This is a genomic window from Moritella sp. 5, from assembly GCF_018219455.1.
Lineage (GTDB): Bacteria > Pseudomonadota > Gammaproteobacteria > Enterobacterales > Moritellaceae > Moritella.
In genome coordinates this window covers 2,268,393-2,286,377 of the sequence record NZ_CP056122.1, presented here as the reverse complement: position 1 = coordinate 2,286,377, position 17,985 = coordinate 2,268,393, and the positions used below count along the sequence as shown (strand labels likewise).

General features: G+C 38.6%; 13 protein-coding genes. 2 read left to right on the top strand and 11 right to left on the bottom strand.

All coding sequences use genetic code 11. The annotated features are described in order from the left end of the window. Positions 1-338: 338 nt before the first annotated feature. Positions 339-542 carry a hypothetical protein gene (locus tag HWV01_RS10245; RefSeq protein ID WP_211675272.1) on the bottom strand — a complete coding sequence of 68 codons (204 nt, stop codon included), beginning with the start codon at positions 540-542 and terminating at the stop codon, positions 339-341. An 871-nt stretch (positions 543-1,413) separates the two neighbouring features. Here HWV01_RS10245 and HWV01_RS10240 point away from each other — a divergent pair. Beyond that, complete coding sequence (locus tag HWV01_RS10240; RefSeq protein ID WP_211675271.1) at positions 1,414-2,607, top strand: DEAD/DEAH box helicase; 1,194 nt, start codon at positions 1,414-1,416, stop codon at positions 2,605-2,607. 98 nt (positions 2,608-2,705) lie between these two features. Here the strand turns inward: HWV01_RS10240 and HWV01_RS10235 are convergent, their stop codons facing one another. The 10 genes from HWV01_RS10235 to HWV01_RS10190 form a co-directional block, all read right to left on the bottom strand. Continuing rightward, positions 2,706-3,665, bottom strand: a complete 960-nt coding sequence (locus HWV01_RS10235) for an HlyD family secretion protein (protein ID WP_211675270.1) — start codon at positions 3,663-3,665, stop codon at positions 2,706-2,708. Further along, complete coding sequence (locus tag HWV01_RS10230) at positions 3,665-3,991, bottom strand: DUF3302 domain-containing protein (protein WP_211675269.1); 327 nt, start codon at positions 3,989-3,991, stop codon at positions 3,665-3,667. The genes HWV01_RS10235 and HWV01_RS10230 overlap by 1 nt, the downstream gene beginning before the upstream one ends. 159 nt (positions 3,992-4,150) lie before the next feature. Beyond that, complete coding sequence (locus HWV01_RS10225; protein WP_211675268.1) at positions 4,151-5,206, bottom strand: TIGR01620 family protein; 1,056 nt, start codon at positions 5,204-5,206, stop codon at positions 4,151-4,153. Further along, complete coding sequence (locus HWV01_RS10220) at positions 5,197-6,642, bottom strand: YcjX family protein (protein ID WP_211675267.1); 1,446 nt, start codon at positions 6,640-6,642, stop codon at positions 5,197-5,199. Before HWV01_RS10220 ends, HWV01_RS10225 begins: the two co-directional genes overlap by 10 nt. Before the next feature lie 468 nt (positions 6,643-7,110). Next, on the bottom strand, positions 7,111-8,154 hold the full coding sequence (locus tag HWV01_RS10215; protein WP_211675266.1) for a hypothetical protein: 1,044 nt from the start codon (positions 8,152-8,154) through the stop codon (positions 7,111-7,113). Between the two features lie 434 nt (positions 8,155-8,588). Next, positions 8,589-9,890: a DEAD/DEAH box helicase gene (locus HWV01_RS10210; RefSeq protein WP_211675265.1), complete on the bottom strand. Its 1,302-nt coding sequence runs from the start codon at positions 9,888-9,890 to the stop codon at positions 8,589-8,591. Between the two features lie 217 nt (positions 9,891-10,107). Then, positions 10,108-10,935, bottom strand: coding sequence for a nitrite transporter NirC (nirC, locus tag HWV01_RS10205; RefSeq protein WP_211675264.1), 828 nt, complete (start codon positions 10,933-10,935; stop codon positions 10,108-10,110). A gap of 185 nt (positions 10,936-11,120) precedes the next feature. Next, positions 11,121-11,447: a nitrite reductase small subunit NirD gene (gene nirD, locus HWV01_RS10200; protein WP_211675263.1), complete on the bottom strand. Its 327-nt coding sequence runs from the start codon at positions 11,445-11,447 to the stop codon at positions 11,121-11,123. Then, the gene (gene nirB, locus HWV01_RS10195; protein WP_211675262.1) at positions 11,444-13,993 is read right to left on the bottom strand and encodes a nitrite reductase large subunit NirB; all 2,550 of its coding nucleotides are present in this window, start codon (positions 13,991-13,993) and stop codon (positions 11,444-11,446) included. Before nirB ends, nirD begins: the two co-directional genes overlap by 4 nt. 292 nt (positions 13,994-14,285) lie before the next feature. Further along, entirely contained in the window at positions 14,286-17,003 is a 2,718-nt protein-coding gene (locus tag HWV01_RS10190; protein WP_249185518.1) for an HD domain-containing phosphohydrolase, read from the bottom strand. Between the two features lie 656 nt (positions 17,004-17,659). Between HWV01_RS10190 and HWV01_RS10185 the strand changes: the two genes are divergently transcribed. Further along, positions 17,660-17,980, top strand: a complete 321-nt coding sequence (locus tag HWV01_RS10185) for an isoamylase early set domain-containing protein (protein WP_211675261.1) — start codon at positions 17,660-17,662, stop codon at positions 17,978-17,980. The last annotated feature ends 5 nt before the right edge of the window (positions 17,981-17,985 follow it).

The following is a 17,985-nucleotide window of genomic DNA, read 5'->3' as shown; positions in this document are numbered from 1 at the left end:
TAGTTATTGTACTAGCGGATGGCAATACTCATTATATTTTGTAGGGGAAGTGAAGGGATCTAGCAGACTCCCTCACTCTCACTAACCATAACGTACTTTATGCGTGTAACACTTATTGAGTACTGTAAGTTTAACTTAGTTATATCACTCTTATCATATGGTTTTTATTGTGAAAAGCTTGATGAAACAGCAGCATAATTCTATCTGAGGGATAGTATGTCCTTTATTCTTAACAATTAAATTTGAATTTACGACACAAGCCTAACTCTGCAAGATCGCATTCCTGACAGGAGACTAAGCATTGTAAATACAATGCTTAGATAACGTTAATTGAGAGTTCACTTTCCGACATGAGTTTTATCTGGGTGGTAAGGTTCAAGCGTACCGTATTTTAATTCCACAGTTAATGGTAACTCAGCTGTTACAGCTTGAGTACTTCCTTCAAGTGTAACGCTTACTTCCTCAATAATTGTAGCTTGCGCAGATGTGATAGCTAATCCTGAAAACAGAATTGCGATTGCTGATAATTGTTTTTTTAACATACCTAATCCTTTAGTTAATTATTAATCAATAAGTACAACATTAATATCTCACGAATGTAGCGCTTTTAATGTTAAAATCTCTATGTATCCAATATCACTTTAAATCGATGATATAACTATATTAATCCAACTAAACAACAAAAAAAACTACAGCAGCATCACTTTAGACATTTCAGAATGAAAAACCTTATTTGGGGTTAAACAAAATAAGAAAAACCATAATTCGAGCAATAATGAGCATTATAACAATTATAATATATCCCAACAACGTTACCACAATATTATTACGTCCTAGGGCCCTTAATATGATAACTTCGACGGTTATTACTGTTGGAATATTTAATCACTCTTATTTCTTGCCATAAGGCAAATAATCGTCAAAGGATGTACTTTAGGTCTGCCGAGATTCTTACGAAACAGGCCAAGTTGAGCGTAACATATTGTTATTATTTTAAAGTTCCACCTGTTTTCGTAACTCCATGGCTACTAGGAATTGAGTCACTAAACTTTACGTAGTGAATAACACTTATTGGGTATTATCTCGTATGGCAATATCAACTCATTCTTGGACAAACCTTGATAGGATATAATGACTAAATCCCCCCCCAGCCCCCCGAATTACAGAACGTATTACTCAATTGAAATGGTAACATCCTACACAAGACAGCTTCTTTTCTTTCCGGTGAATATAGAGTCATTTCAGCCCCCTATAGTTGACTGAAAATACAGGGGTAAGAACACTGATTACTGAACTGTTTTTGTGAGATATTTTGTAGGTATTTGTCAGAAAAAGTCATCTTGAATACGTCTTAAATATGTTAAAGCATTCTGTTAGAATAATAGGCTATTGATTAAAGAATACCGAGCCAGCATGTCAGAGTTTAAAGAATTTTCACTTTTAGAGTCAATTATTGACCGCGTTAGTCTTAAAGGCTATAAACAGCCCACACCAATCCAAAAAGAATGTATCCCAGCTCTTATTAATGGGAATGATCTTCTTGGTATAGCGCAAACGGGAACAGGAAAAACGGCGGCTTTTTCATTGCCTATTATCAATAATTTTGGGCGGAATAAAATAGATATCAAAGCTAAGAGCACGCGTTCGCTCATACTAACACCCACGAGAGAGCTTGCCTCGCAAATAATGCAAAACATTGATGACTACTCTGATGGTTTAGGGCTTAAAACTAAGGTTGTTTATGGTGGTGTAGGAAGACAAGATCAAGTTGACTCTATCGCACTTGGACTTGATATTTTAGTAGCCACCCCTGGAAGGTTATTGGATTTAATTAAAACGGGCGATATAAATTTTAAGGCGTTAGAAGTATTTGTATTAGATGAAGCAGATACAATGCTTGATATGGGGTTCTTTAAGGATGTTCAAAGCATCATATCTAAACTGCCAAAGAACCGACAAACACTATTGTTTTCAGCTACTATGCCTCCTAAAATAGAGATACTTGCAGAAGCAATATTAACGGATCCAACAAAAATTCAAATTACTGCTAAAACGGTTACTATCGACTTGATTAATCAAAGTGTATACCATCTTGAAAAATCGAATAAAGTACCTTTGCTACTTAATCTCCTGAAAGAATCTGACTATAAAAAAGTGCTCATCTTTTGTAAAACCAAGCCTGGCGCAGACATCATTGTTAACACACTCGAAGAAGCATCCATAACTGCCGCTAGCCTTCACAGTGGTAAAACACAAGCAGCGAGAGAGGAAGCGTTACAGCACTTTAAAAACGCTAATTTACGCGTATTAGTTGCAACGGATGTTGCTGCTCGTGGCATTGATGTTGATAATATTACTTTAGTCATTAACTATAACCTGCCTGAAGATCCAAGAAACTACATACACCGTATAGGACGAACTGCACGTGCAGGGAAAAGTGGAATGGCCATTTCATTTGCTGTCGAAAATGATATAACGCTATTAAAGAGTATTGAAAAGAGCATAGGCCAAGTCATTCCTGTTGTTACAGAACAGCCTTTCCATAAAGAGTTTGCTGAAGCGCTTAAAAAAGCCAAGAAAAAGGTTAAAAAAAGAAATAGAAGGTGAGAATATCGAGTCTGAGTAAAGATATCGTAATAAGCGCCTGATAAAAAAGGACTATAACCGTGGTTATAATCCTTTAGGAAAGTCGTAAAACAAAAAAATTAATGGAATGGGAAGAGGTAATTCATCCAAGATGCCATACGTAACAATATTTTACGCATGATAGCCACGTGTTCAAAATGCTCTGAATAGATTGCTGTCTGACCATACGCGCCCCCCATCATCACATCACTGTATTGCTCGAAGCGTGGATCATCGATTTCAAACAATACAGGGATACGGCCTGGAATTCGCGCAGTCTGAACTGAAATTAATGTACCCGATGCTTGAATTTGTCCTTCAGGGATCGCAGGAATAGCACCGATCACCCTCGCGCTAAACACCTTACCCGGCAGCCCATCAAAAATCACTTCAGCTTTCGAACCTTTCTTAAGACGCAGCATACTGTTTTGACGATACCAACCGACCAGATTCTTATCGTCTTTATGTTTAAACACCATCACAGGTCGCAATGGTATACTCACTGCACGCATCCCTGGACGTAATGCTTGTTGTACGACATAACCGTCCGTTGGTGCACGAACAACTGTACTATCAAGGTTATACAAGGCTAACTCTCGCTTAGCCGTTAAGTCATCAACTTGGCCACGAGTCAGATCAACATCTCGTTGTTTACCAATGCCTTTACGATACAGTTTTTCCGCACGTTTAAAGTCTGCGCCTGCAACCACTAAATTCGCTTCAATTGAATCTAGCTTGTCTTGAAACGGCTTAGGATCTAACTTAAATAGCACATCCCCTTTCAGCAGTAATTGATTCGGTTCAACCGGTACTTCAATCACAGTACCGCTAACGGCAGGCACAATTGGCGTAGTCGCATAATACTCCCGACTAATCTCTGAAAATGGGTGATTGTAATTCATGGTGAACACCAGTCCACCAATTAGAATGATGCCACCAAGTATCGCAGTTGGTACACTCCATTTATTTAGTGGGATCTTGAAGATTTTGAATATCGCGATACATAAGGCGGTATACGTTAATATGAGTAATAAATCCATTATTCACTATCCCCTTCTAACGCATTAAGACGTTGTTTAACTTCGGTTAATTCAAGTTTTAATTTTTCGATGTGTTCTTTACTTGAATGACCATCCGAGAAACCCCAACCACGATCGGTTCGGTACAACGTCGCCCAGATCCACAAAAACGGCCAAAGTACATGTAAGGTGAAGAGACTTACCCAGCCTGCAACATGGATGGCATCTTGGTGTGGATGATTACGATGAACAGCAATTTCATAAGGAATATCATGTATAACGATGACACCATAAAACAGCAAAATAGCAACAAACACCAGTAACCCGAGTGCAACGTATTCCAACATAATAACTCCTTTGACCGTTGAAAATATTGCTTACTGCCAGTGAGGAGTCAGTAAGCCTATCATTTAACTCTAAAAATAATACAATTCGTATACAGAGCTTCAATGATAGACTACGTCGGTGGGATTTAGCGGGGAACGAACCCATTTATATTCGAGAATTTAACCATTCATACGTTGTATTATACGTTTTATAAAATCTTTCAATTTAGGTTTGTTCTCTGGTGAAAAACTAATAGGTCGACATGCCGCTACAGCTGCTAAACCAATACGTGCAGTATATACGCCAGCACCAACACCTTGGCTTAAGCGAGCACCTGTTATTCCCGCTAAACTTGTTGTGCCAAATTCTTGCAACATTTCATCAAGTGCAAGTTCACTTACACCAATTAATGCCAAGTAACGGAGCACGCTCTTTAATAGCTTGTAACGGTTGGCCAACGAAGGACGCATGCCATATACCTGCCCTACCTCGTCAATCATTTTCATACTACGCCACAATGCTAATAACATATCAACAGTTGCCCACGGACTCGCAGCTACCACCATACCCGTTTGTAAACTGTGCTTAGATACACGCCGTAACGCTTCTTTATCCAATGGAGCTAAAAACACCTGTTCAAGATGTACCATAGCTTCTTTATCACTGCTGTAATCAGGCATAGTTTTAATGCTTTTAGCTAGCAGAGCCGCTTGTGGTTTGCCTTTATAAAATTGCGTTAACTTAGCGATGAAGCCTTTCGCTTGACCAACATCATTGGTCATTTTTAATTGTTCGGCCTTATCTTGTAACCCTGCTAATGCCGCCATATTTTCTTTATCAGACATAAAGCTAAACACGCTACGTAATGCCAACATAGCAACAATGATAATCAATCCTGCAAAACCTGCAGCAGCGATCCAATGTAAGGCTAAGGCACTTTGGAATATGGTATACATTTGCCATAACGACATCACACCAAAGATACTCGCAATACCGATAACAAACGACTTTAACCCTTTGATTGGTAATGCTTCGAGCGTTAACCCACGGTAAGTATCATCAACCACATCTTCAGCAGTAATTGATGCGGGGACTTTACTCAAGTCATTATCGAGATCGGGCATAAATATTTTTGCTTCACGGCTCACCGTCACCACAGCCTCTTCGACTTGCATGTCGATGGTTTTACCTTGATTACGTGTTGAGCTGCTATTCGCTTGCTTGGTCATAGGCATTTGTCCCCTATTAATTCATTTAAAATAGTATCAATTCGAATATGTGGTAATACATCCTGATTACTGTACGACAGCCCTTGTGGTGGATTTAACAAGGGTATTTGCCAATCTAAAAATGGCTGCCACTGCTCCCCCTCGGGGATTCGTGTTGGTATAGTAGGATGAATGTAACCAATTGGTTCACCATTCACTCCTCGTCCAGTAATACCACGATCGCCTTGATGCTTTATCTCTTTAGAAGAACGTACTGCTGCCGTTGCTTCACAGATTGGTTGTACCCCTTCATGCTGCGCACTCTTATAGGCTTGTTTTACAATTACCCCCAGTAGTTGACGCACTGCATCATGGTCTTCACTTAACACCTGATCAATCTTGGTCGCAGCAAACACAACCTTGTCTATTTTAGGCTTAAACAATTGCACTAACCGATTTTGGCGACCATACGAAAAGCTTTCAGTAATACTGGTTAACGCCTGACGCATATCATCAAGATATTCAGGCCCTGAATTTAAGGTATTAACCACATCCACCAGCACTAATTGTCGGTCAATACGGCTAAAGAATGTTTTGTAAAATGGTTCAACCAAATGCTTCACATAGCCTTGATAATTACGTTGGCAATGCTTGTAATAACTGTTGTCAGCCGCACCATTAAGCACATCGTAACTGTATTTCTGACAGCCAAGTAAAGGCACGAAGTTCAATAGTTCTGTATTCTCAACCGTACCCGGTAATAAGAAACGCCCTGGTTGGATCAAACTTAAACTACTGTATTTATATTTACAGTCATGAAGAAACTGTACAAATTTAACGTTTAGTGATTTTAGAACGTCTTCGTCAACGACTGATAATGGGTCTAGCTGCGTTAATTCGTCGAACAACTCCCCCATCAACGCCCGTCGTGGTGATACTTGATACTGCGCTTGGCATTGTTCGCTCCAACGTGCAAAGCTCATTTCACGTAAAGGTAAATCGAGTAACCACTCGCCCGGATAATCACGAATTTCAAGAAACAAAGAAAACTGCTCTGCTTTTAACGGATTTAAACGTCGTCCCGAACGAGATAGTCTTAATTCAAGTAAGCAACCGCTAATATTAGTGGTTGATGCAGGCCATTTTGCTTCAGCTTGCGTTAAACTTTGGTAGTTCTTGTCATACGGAAATACCGGAATATCTGCATCTGCTAGCGGGTGCATTTTTACACCCAACAAACGTTCACTTAATACGGGTGAAAATCCAGCTAGGCTCGCATTCTCGTGATGCATGAGCTGGTTAATTAAGCTGGTGATAAAGGTTGATTTACCACTTTTACTTAAGCCTGTAATACCAACACAAAAGTAACGGTTCTGTAATTTAGCAATGCTCGCCAGCCCGTCAGCTTTAAGAGACGATGCTTTATTCATTAACTTAGAAAACTTTTTGTCTGGGTCTCGCATATACCTACTTCATGGTTAAAGGAAGAAGAACAAAGATTATTTATTATAAACAGTGAGCTTACTATAACTTAAATAAACTGAACAAGAGAAAAATTAGATCGATTAATGCGGCACGTTTTCATATTGAAAGGATAAATCGCTTAATACGCTGGCGTGTTACGTATCTCTTCACCTGACGATTTGACCCAATATGATTGTATTATTATGGGAACAAGTTTGAAGAATCGATATTGGCGGTTTGTTACTGAAGAAAATGAAATCTCGGTGCCTGTACAAAGTATGTATATCATTTATCTTTCGCATAAACATTTAGCTCGAAACGTGGGAGGCTAAAGTATAACCAACTTGAGCCCCCCTACATTCTTTGACACATTGCAGTTAATCCAAAAGCTCCCACGTTCATGAGCAGACGAGCTTCTGGTCTAGCGCTATATACGGATTTAAACATAGACGTATGTGTACAGTATCTTACAACGCTATTCTATAGAGGCCACCACTAAAGAATGACGTAACCAATAGATTTCCTTCATCAAATAAAGGGTTACCTTCTGGCAAGTTTAGCTGATAAACAATACTACTCGGTATCACTTTCATACGGATAGTTGAATATTTTTTAGCTCTGTCTTCAAATTCAGCTGGTGTCAAGATAACAACAGCACCTGGTACAGAAATTTTAGAGTATGCAATATAGCCTTCATGAATAGCAAAATCATCTATACCCGCAAGTTTTGACCCATTGTAATGAACATTTACGTCACTCGCAGAAAAGTCTGGATTTATTTTGGCTTTGAGGATATTTGAACCACCTGCATAATAAAGAGTATTTCCTTCTATTTGCACACCATTAGGGAAGATTTCATTTCCTGATATCCAAGTTTTATGGTTAAACTCCAAAGAGCTAGAGTCACCATTATCTGTGATCGTCACTTGCGAAATGGTATCTCCGTTAGGCGCGAGAAAGGCCTTGGTATTACTGATATAAAGATGCCCTGCACTATCTACCGCCATACCATTTGCCATAAACCAGTATGGGTCAAATGGTTTTTCATCATCCCCTTGAATGAAATTGCTATCTGTCATGTAACCTGTTTTAACTCGTTCACTATTTAGAGCGGTTTCTACTTGAAATAAGGAAACAGTTTCAATTCTTAATCCTGAAAGGCCACTCTTCTGCAAGCAAGCTGCATAAAGTAACGAACCATTCGCAGTTAACCCCGTAAAGGTACACTCTTCACCTTCTGGGGTATCATTGATACCACCTAACACAGTCCCATCAACTGTTCCTTTAACATAAGGAATATGCGTATACGAACCTTCTGAATTTTTGATGATTTCAAAAATCCAACTTTCTTTATCTCTATTTTCTCCCACAACAAACAAGCGACCATCTGTTGTAAAAGCGCTATTTTCAGTTGCTTTAATCTCTTTATGCGAAACAGGTTCAGAGACTATACAACCCTGCAAAAGACCCGTAAGAGTTAAAATTAATGAGAGTTTCATGATTTTATTCATTTTTATTTCCTTATCATAGGCAAAGCAATAGGTATATAAAGCCAAATGCTTGCCATCCTTTTTATTTTTATTTCTATACCTTATCAGGACCCTTATCAGGACTTAGTTTCTTTTTACTATCTAGCAAAAAAGAAGCGATCGCACATAAGTACAACATCTTCATTTTGCCAATTTTTTCAACTCAATCCACCACAAATGCGGTATATCCCTTCAATTTGAGAACCAAGTCTCAAATCATAGGCAGGTTCTTTGAAAAAGATAAAGGTTGTAGCTTAATTCGAAAGGACAATATGAGGGGTTCAAAAATGCTGGAATATTGACGACGTATTTCATTTACCAAGTAATAACGAGAGCTTGTTATGGTTGGAAATCGAGGGAAAAAATGGCTAAGGTCTTTAACCTTAGCCATTCATGAACTAAAAAGTGTATCCAAATTAATTATTTGGCTTAGCGTCTTTTTTCGCTCGATTATTTGTTTTCTTACCATAAGAACGGTTCTTAGCACGGCGTTTATCAGCAGTACGGCTGTTATTATTACCTTTGCTACCGCCTTTACCACGGCCATCATCAACAGGTTTACTTAGATCAGGTTCATAACCCGGCAACCACTGTGCTACTAAACGGGTATCAAGCAGTGTTTCGATTTCTTCTAATAACCAGTTTTCACCAATACTTACTAACGACGTAGCAGTACCTGATAGACCAGCACGACCGGTACGACCGATACGGTGAATATAGTCTTCTGCTTTAAACGGTAATTCAAAGTTAATTACGTGTTTAAGCTGTTCGATATCAAGACCACGGGCAGCAACATCTGTCGCCACTAATGCACGTATTTTACCATTTTTGAAATCTTCAAGACCGCGTTCACGTGCGCCCTGTGATTTGTCGCCGTGTACAGCAATTGTTTTAATACCATCTTTGCACATCTCTTTTGCTAGGCTATCTGCCCCCTGCTTAGTACGGGTAAAGATAAGTACTTGATGCCAGTTGCGAGAACCGATTAGGTAAGACGTTAATTCACGTTTACGATCAGTATCAACCGCATAAACAATTTGTTCAACTTGCTCAGCCGCTGCATTACGCGTATCTACTTCCACTAATAGTGGATCGTTTAATAAGCTTTTGCTTAGCTTAAAGATTGCATCATCAAATGTTGCCGAGAACAACATCGTTTGACGTTTTTTCGGTAGGTGTTTTAGGATACGACGAATTTCTTCCATAAAGCCCATATCGAGCATACGGTCAGCTTCATCGAATACGATTTTTTCAACAAACTCAAGTGTTAGTGTTTCACGATCTAATAGATCCAATAAACGACCTGGTGTTGCAACTAAAATGTCAGCACCTTGTGCAAGCGCTTTAACTTGTGGGTTAATGCTCACGCCACCGTAAACAAGTTCAGCCGTTAATTCACTGTCTTCGCTATATGTAACAAAGCTTTTGTGTACTTGCTGTGATAATTCACGCGTTGGCGTTAATACTAAAGCTCGAATTTGTTTTTTAGCCGTTGGCTCTGCTGAGTTAGCGGTTAACTGCTGGGCCATTAACTGGTGAATTATGGGCAATGCAAATGCTGCCGTTTTACCTGTACCAGTTTGAGCACCACCCATGATGTCACGCCCTTCCAGAATTGCAGGAATAGCCTGAGCTTGAATTGGTGTAGGCGTTTCGTAGCCTAACTTGGTAACAGTATTAATTAAATTTTGATTAAGATTTAAAGCAGAAAAACCCATAATGACCTTACTAAACACAACAACAAAAACGATATGCCGCGCAGTTTAGCAGAAGTATTACAAGATTGCAGATAAAGTCGGTAAAGCAATGATTTTAAGAAGTAGAGGGCAATTTCTGCATATAAAAAAGCCAACCGTGTATACAGTTGGCTATCACTTAAAGCGTTAGTTAAATTTAAAACTTATATGCAATCGAAATCTAGATTGAACTAGTCAATTAAGCTTTAGCTGTTTTACCTGTAACTGTTGTCGCTTTTACAACTTCTTGGTTTACTACAGGGCGCTCTGCTTTTGGTGTCGAGTACCAATAACCTAGTCCCATGAATGCAGTACCAGAAATGATATTACCGAGTGAAACCCATAATAGGTTATGACCAACACCAACCAGATTGAATGCTTCTTGGCTATCTCCGAAGTAAGCCATTGCAAAGATAGTCATGTTAGCGATTGAATGCTCGTAACCAGACGCGATAAATGCTAATAGACACCACCAAATAGCGATAAATTTAGCTGAACCTTCAACACGTTGACACATCCAGATTGCAAGACAGACTAACCAGTTGCATAAGATACCTTTGAATAACAAAACGATTGCTGGTGCAGTTGTTTTCGCTAACGCAACTTTGTGCACTAAACTTTCTGAGTTACCTAATAATTTTCCGCCACCAGCATAATAAAATAACGCTGCAACTGCGATTGAACCAATAAGATTATATAACCATGTTTTTGGTAATATACGTACATTATCAGCCCAAGTGATAGCCCCTGTTTTCGCTCCTAGTGCTAAAAACATAGTATGACCAGTGAACAGCTCAGAACCCGCAATAATAACTAACGTTAATGCAATACCAAATGTCGCGCCCATCACTAATGAACGAATTGATGGATCAACCATGTTACCTAACGTGAAGATCAAGATAATACCAAGACCCACATACGCACCAGCCATAGCACCGCTGATAAGAAAGCTAAGTGGATCTGTCTTGTCTAGTTTTACAATGCGGGCAGCGTTGGCTGAGCATTTTTTAATTGTGTCTGCATACATGAAGGAATATCCTTTTTATAATTGTTAAATTCGAAATTGATACACCAATAATGACTTCACATTTATGTAAGTGATTATTCGTTATTGGAACAGCAACTCTGTAACAGTTTCCATGTTTAAATGCCCCATCCACAACAAATGGGGCATTCATTAATCTAATGTTTCATTATTTCTATTGATGCTACTTAAACGCCAATCTCAACAGCATCTTTGTTTACTCTAATTTTATACGTTGCAAGTGACACTACATCGTTTTCTAAACATTGCCCTGTCGATAAATTAAAGCGTTGTTTCTTCAACGGACTTGCTACCCAAAGCTGCTCGTCATGTTCGCAAATAAGACCGCGTGAAAGTACATTCGATTTAGCAAACGGGTCCATATTGTCTATCGCAAACAACTCATCGTTGTCACGTGGACGAAAAATCGCAACTTGTTTACCATTAACCAGTGCACACACACCTGTCTTTGGGTTGATATCGCTTAGTTGGCAAACGCTAATCCATTTACTCATGCGTGCTCCTCCACTGTGATTGTATAAGTATCCGCTTTCTCTGCAGTTGAAGCAGGACGATGTTGGTCACGTGCACTCACAAAGCGCACATTGCTGTCTTGCTCATCGCTATTAATAAAGTGAGCGAAACGTTTTTGCTGTTCTTCACTTTCGACTACTTCAGACCATTCGCATCGGAATTCATTAATCAGTTTATTAATGTCAGTTTCTAGTTGTTCATTAATACCCAGTTTGTCATTAACAACCACTTCACGTAGGTAATCAACACCACCCTCTAGGTTATCCATCCATACCGACGTACGTTGTAGCTTGTCTGCTGTGCGAACATAGAACATTAAGAAACGGTCAATATATTGAAGTAATGTTGCTTCATCTAGATCCGATGCGAGTAAATCTGCGTGACGCGGGTTCATGCCGCCATTACCACAGACATACATATTCCAACCAGAGTCTGTTGCAATAAGACCTAAATCTTTACCCTGTGCTTCAGCACATTCACGCGTACAACCGGATACACCAAACTTCATTTTGTGTGGAGTACGAATACCTTTATATCGGTTTTCAAGTAACACACCGAGACCGACACTGTCTTGCACACCAAAGCGACACCAAGTACTACCAACACAGGTTTTAGCCATACGTAATGCTTTTGCATACGCTTGACCCGTTTCATAACCTCCAGCAATCAGTTTCTTCCAGATTGTTGGTAAATCACCTTTATGAGCCCCGAACAAACCAATACGTTGTGCGCCAGTGATCTTGGTATACAAGTTATATTCAGCAGCAACATCAGCCAGTACAGCCAGTGCTTGTGGTGTTACTTCACCGCCTGCCATACGTGGAATAACTGAATAAGTACCGTCTTTTTGCATGTTTCCTAAGAAGTTATCATTGGTATCTTGCAGGCCAACATTATCACGACTTAATATATGCTCACCCCAACACGATGCTAAGATGGAACCAACAGTTGGTTTACACACTTCACAACCGTAACCTTTACCGTATTTAGTCAATAATTCGTCAAAGGTCTTAATACATTCAATGCGGATAAGGTGGAATAACTCTTGGCGAGAATATTCGAAGTGACAACATAAATGGTTTTTCACTTCAATGCCTGATTTAGCCAGTTCTGAATTCAATACCTGTGTAATAAGTGGTAAACAACCACCACAACCTGTACCGGCTTTAGTAACTGCTTTTATTTCGCCTATTGTTGTGTGGCCATCGGCAACTGCGGCTGCAATTTTACCTTTAGTGACATCAAAACAAGAACACAATACCGCAGTATCTGGTAATGAATCAGCACCCATTGCAGGCTTATCGCCACCTGCATGCGCAGGTAAAATCAAACTATCTGGATGCTCAGGTAGATCCATGTCATTCAATTTAAGTTGTAATAAATTACCGTAATCAGATGTATCACCGATTAATACTGCACCCAGTAATTTTTTGCCGTCTTCAGAAACAATAATACGTTTGTATACTTCCTCTGTTTCATCAAGGTATACGAAGCTCTTGCAGCCCGGTGTACGGCCATTTGCATCACCGATACTCCCTACTTTTACGCCAAGTAGTTTGAGTTTTGCACTCATGTCCGCGCCTTCAAATACACTTTCATGACCTAACAAGTGGTCAACAGCAACTTGTGCCATTTTGTAACCCGGTGCCACTAATCCAAAGAATTGTTCGTTCCAAGATGCACACTCACCGATCGCATACACATCGTTATCGCTCGTCACACATTGGTCAGTAATGGTAATACCACCACGGCGGCCTGTTGCTAAACCTGATTGATGAGCCAACTTGTCTTGTGGACGAATACCGGTTGAGAATACGATAAAATCAACTTCAAGCTCGGTACCATCAGCAAACTTCATGGTATTACGTGCCGTTTCACCTTGCGCAACGATTTCTAATGTATTCTTACTGGTATGCACTTGTACGCCCAGTTTTTCAATTTTTTTACGAAGCTGTTCGCCACCTTCACGATCTAGTTGCTCAGCCATTAATACCGGTGAAAACTCGATAACGTGTGTTTCGACACCCAGCGCTTTTAATGCGCCTGCCGCTTCTAGACCTAATAAACCACCGCCTACAACGACACCGCTTTTACTGCGTTTTGCCGTTGCTTCAATGGTTTTCAAATCTTCAATAGTACGGTAAACAAAGCAATCTTTACTTTCGTTACCTTTAATTGGTGGTACCCAAGGTGTTGAGCCCGTTGCCATAATCAATTTGTCGTATTTTATTTCACGGCCTGAGTTTGAATAAATGATCTTCTGTGAGCGGTTAATATTGATAGCACGTTCACCAATTAATACATTGATATTATGCTTGCCATAAAAACCTTCTTTTACCAGAGATAATTCATCGGCAGTATGATGAGAGAAATAAGAAGAGAGATGGACGCGATCATAGGCAACGCGGGGTTCTTCACAAAATACAGTTATATCAAAATTTTCGATTTCAGCTTTTTCTACTAAGTCTTCGATGTAACGGTGGCCAACCATACCGTTACCAATAATAACCAGTCTGACTTTGCTCATAATTATTCCTATATATTTATTATGTAGGCATTTTGAGGTATTACTTAGGAGTTAATAATGATGCAGATCAATTTTAATTATGAGGTAACATGAAGGAGATCAAAAGTGTGAACCGGAACGTAATTATATAACGTAATATAGCGTTTAATAATTGAAAATTGATAAATACTGCCATTAATGTAATTTAAAAACAACAAAAACACCAATAAAAATACTCACAAATAGGTATTCATGAGTATTTTGTTATTTAATTACAAATGTGACAAGTCGCTAATCTGTGTATTTATATCGATTATTTTTTGATATAAATAGCTCTAAGCCCATCAACATCGACAAAATCAAGTTGTTCAGGTTTTAAGTATTCATCTGCATAAGATTCGTAGACGCCTTTTGTTAAAAACAAATCAAACACATCATGATCAAGGTGCTCGTCTTTTACCATAAATGCCATTATTTTTAATGCTTGGCTTAACTTTTTAGCGTCTTTATAGGGACGGTCTGATGCTGTCAGTGCTTCAAAAATATCAGCGACAGCAATCATACGACCACCCATCGGGATCTCTTCCCCTTTTAATTTCAAAGGATAGCCTTCACCATTCATTTTTTCGTGATGACTACCAGCAATTAACGGAACATTCTTTAAGTATTCAGGATACATAATCTGATCTAGCATTATGTATGTTTGCACTATATGATCGTTAATGTGGTAACGCTCTTCCTCTGTTAACGTTCCGGCCTTAACAATAAGGTTATGTATTTCACCACGGTTAAAGCGGTGCGCGGGTTGCAGTATTTTAAAATCACGTTTACTGTGCTTATTCTGCTTTTGCTTTTCTTCCCATGTACATAAATGTTCTAGTTTGTCCGCTAACACATTCTCAATGGCTGGCAGCTGATTCAAACCCGCAGGTTTTTTCGCTAACGCTTGTTGAGAGATACCAATATCATCAGGCAATGTTCTTAACCAAGTACGTTTTGATATCTCGGTTAATCGTTGCTGTTTTTCCGGTGCTAAAAACTCACTACCCGGGTTACAACTTGCTATAAATGCAAATTCTTCATCTAATTCCGCTTTTAGCTCGTGGCAAACTTGCTGGGCTCGAGACTTATCCATTCCCTTTGCTATCGACTGCCAATATACAAGGTCAGCATCTCGTTTTAACACTTCATAACGCATACGTATTTCATGAATACGATCATAAATAGTTTCAAGTTTCGTTGCTTTATCCATCACATAATCAGGCGTTGTGACTTTACCGCAATCATGTAACCAGGCGGCAATTAACAGCTCTTCCCTACTTTTTGAAGTTAGCGAAAAATCAGCAAATAGGTCCGTATCAGATTCAGCCGCCTCGGCGATTAATTTGGTAATTTCCGGTACCCGCTGACAATGACCGCCAGTGTAAGGGGATTTTGTATCTAACGCGGTCGCTGTCATCATCACAAAAGAATGGAATAATTCCTGCTGTTCCTGTTCTTTCTCTAAATGTTCTAACACTATTTCGTTAAAACCAATAAAATTTCGTACCAAGCGAATTCGATCGTAGGCTGTTTTATCTATTTTGTCTTTAAAGCCGATCACTAAAACACCGATATTTTCTTCTTTACGGTTCATTAAAGGAATAATAAAGCCTGTTTTACACGGCCCACCAGAAAAAATAGCTTTAGCACCTTCCCCTGATAATTTATGTACATGTTTATCAAATACGTCTTTATTGTCACTAGCGAAAGACTGAAGTTCAAACTCAGGAATAGAACCCGAATTGGCAGCGAGATGAAATTTTTGTCTATTTGTTCTGTTAGTGATGAACAACTGGCAACTACTTGCAGATAAAATAACTTCTGTCTGTTCCACAATCGAAGCGGATAACTCTTCAGGCTTAGATGAACGGGCCACATGGTAAAGGTTATTAAAGAAATCAACGAGCACGCTTTCCATCAATAGCATGGTTTCATTAAGTTGATCAATCTCCGCAATATTTGAGGGTTGATATTTCTTATGTCGATACTTAAATGTTTGAATATTAGTTAAAGATTTATTTAAATATATAAGCGGCCTCGCGATACGCCTAGTCGACAAAATACTAATAATAAAAAATATCAGCGTTAAAAACAGCATGTTTTTAACATTGAACTGAGAACTAATATAGGCTGACATAGCTAAAAACTCTTGTTCTTTAATCAGATTAACAAGATAAATAACGTGTTCGTCTCCAACATTCAACGGGGTTATTAATAACCGAGAGGCTTGACCGTTATTAGTAATAGATTGCATTACCGTATTAAAGGGGGCTAAACGATCTAAATTTACCAGTGCTTTCACTAGCCCTGGCTCACTACTTTCTAGTAAATAGTCATTATCTATATCAATGTTACTGGCAATTACATCTTTCGATGGGGTTAATAAGAAAGTCTTCGCATGTTTCGAGTACTTCATGTCCTGAGCTACTCGTGATAACGACTTATAATCAAAATCGACACCAACAACACTTTTACCGTCATAGGCACGACGTGAAAATGTAATACCTAAATGTTGAGAAGGGTAAAACTTATACGGCTTAGAAAATAAAATACTGCCATCAAGTTTTGTGTTTTTAAACCAAGGGCGAACTCTTGGCTCATAACCACCATTGTCATAATACTCCCAAGAAACAACTTCTAATTCCTTATTCAAAAATACACGACGTTGCTTCCCACTAACCTGATTGAAGTTAACACTGAATACAGCATTAGCTGGCAGCGTATGCTCAGAACTACGCATATCTTCTGTGATTCGGTAAATAAAAACCGACTTGCCATCTTGATTCGCTGCATATAGGGAGGTCATATACGGATTTTTAATTAATGTTGTAGCTATAGGTGCTAGCCATGCTAAATCTTTGTCGTTATTTTCAACTAAGTTAACGACTATCAACATATCAAGGGAAGTGATCGCGGGGATCGAAATAAGTTTAATTTGGCTTTGCAAACTGCTGGTATATTTCTTTACATACTCGTTTGTAAAATTCACTTTTTCTGACTCCATATGGCTTACCCCTGCCACTATCGTCGTTAAGCTAAATATACTAAAGAGTAAAATGAAAATGCCAGAAATATAAGTTCTAAACGAAATAGGTTTCATAATCCATATAATGTTGTAAATATTCTTTGATGACATTGTATCGTTAAAATGACGATTAACGAGGAATATTAAATCTGCTAAGTTTTCCCCTTACAAATCTTACAAACAAAGTGATTTATCGCTCTAATTTTAGACTAAGTGAATACCAAAAAAACACTTATTTTAATCAAGGGTTTAGCTTGTTAAGTAAATAGCCCGTAATACATCAACATCAACATCAGCATCGTCAATTTGCTCTGCGTTAAGTATTCTTGATATCTGTCATCCACTCATCTGTCCAGATAATTAATATTACTAATTGGTTAGTTTTTAATTAGAATATAACTGAAAACCTCATTAAGCATAAGAAATGACGCATTGTTACGAATGAAACCAATAAAAGGTGACATATATCACAATATGGATAGTAATAGCTTTAACTAACATCAAACCTTAATGATAATACCTACATATAGTTACCCAATTAGGTGGATAAACTTAATTTAAACGTGTAGATGAAACAGCTTTGATTTGTTAAACCGATGACATACGACAAGGAAGATAACATGTTAAAAAAACGTTTTTTTAAAACAAAAGCCGAGGCCGATGTTACTTTTGAGTTCGCCTGCGATACCAGTACATCATTAATTAACAGTGATATTGTCGAACTGCATGCTGACTTTAATAATTGGCAACCAATACCAATGAAGTACATAAAAAAAGATAACGTTTTCCGCACTAAAGTTCGTTTACCCACAAACCAGAATTTTCATTTTCGCTACTTAATTAATAGTAATGAATGGCATAACGATCATAAAGCCGATTTATATTTACCTAATACCTACGGTACAGATAATAGCGTTGTATCAACGCTACGTACTAAATAGATAAC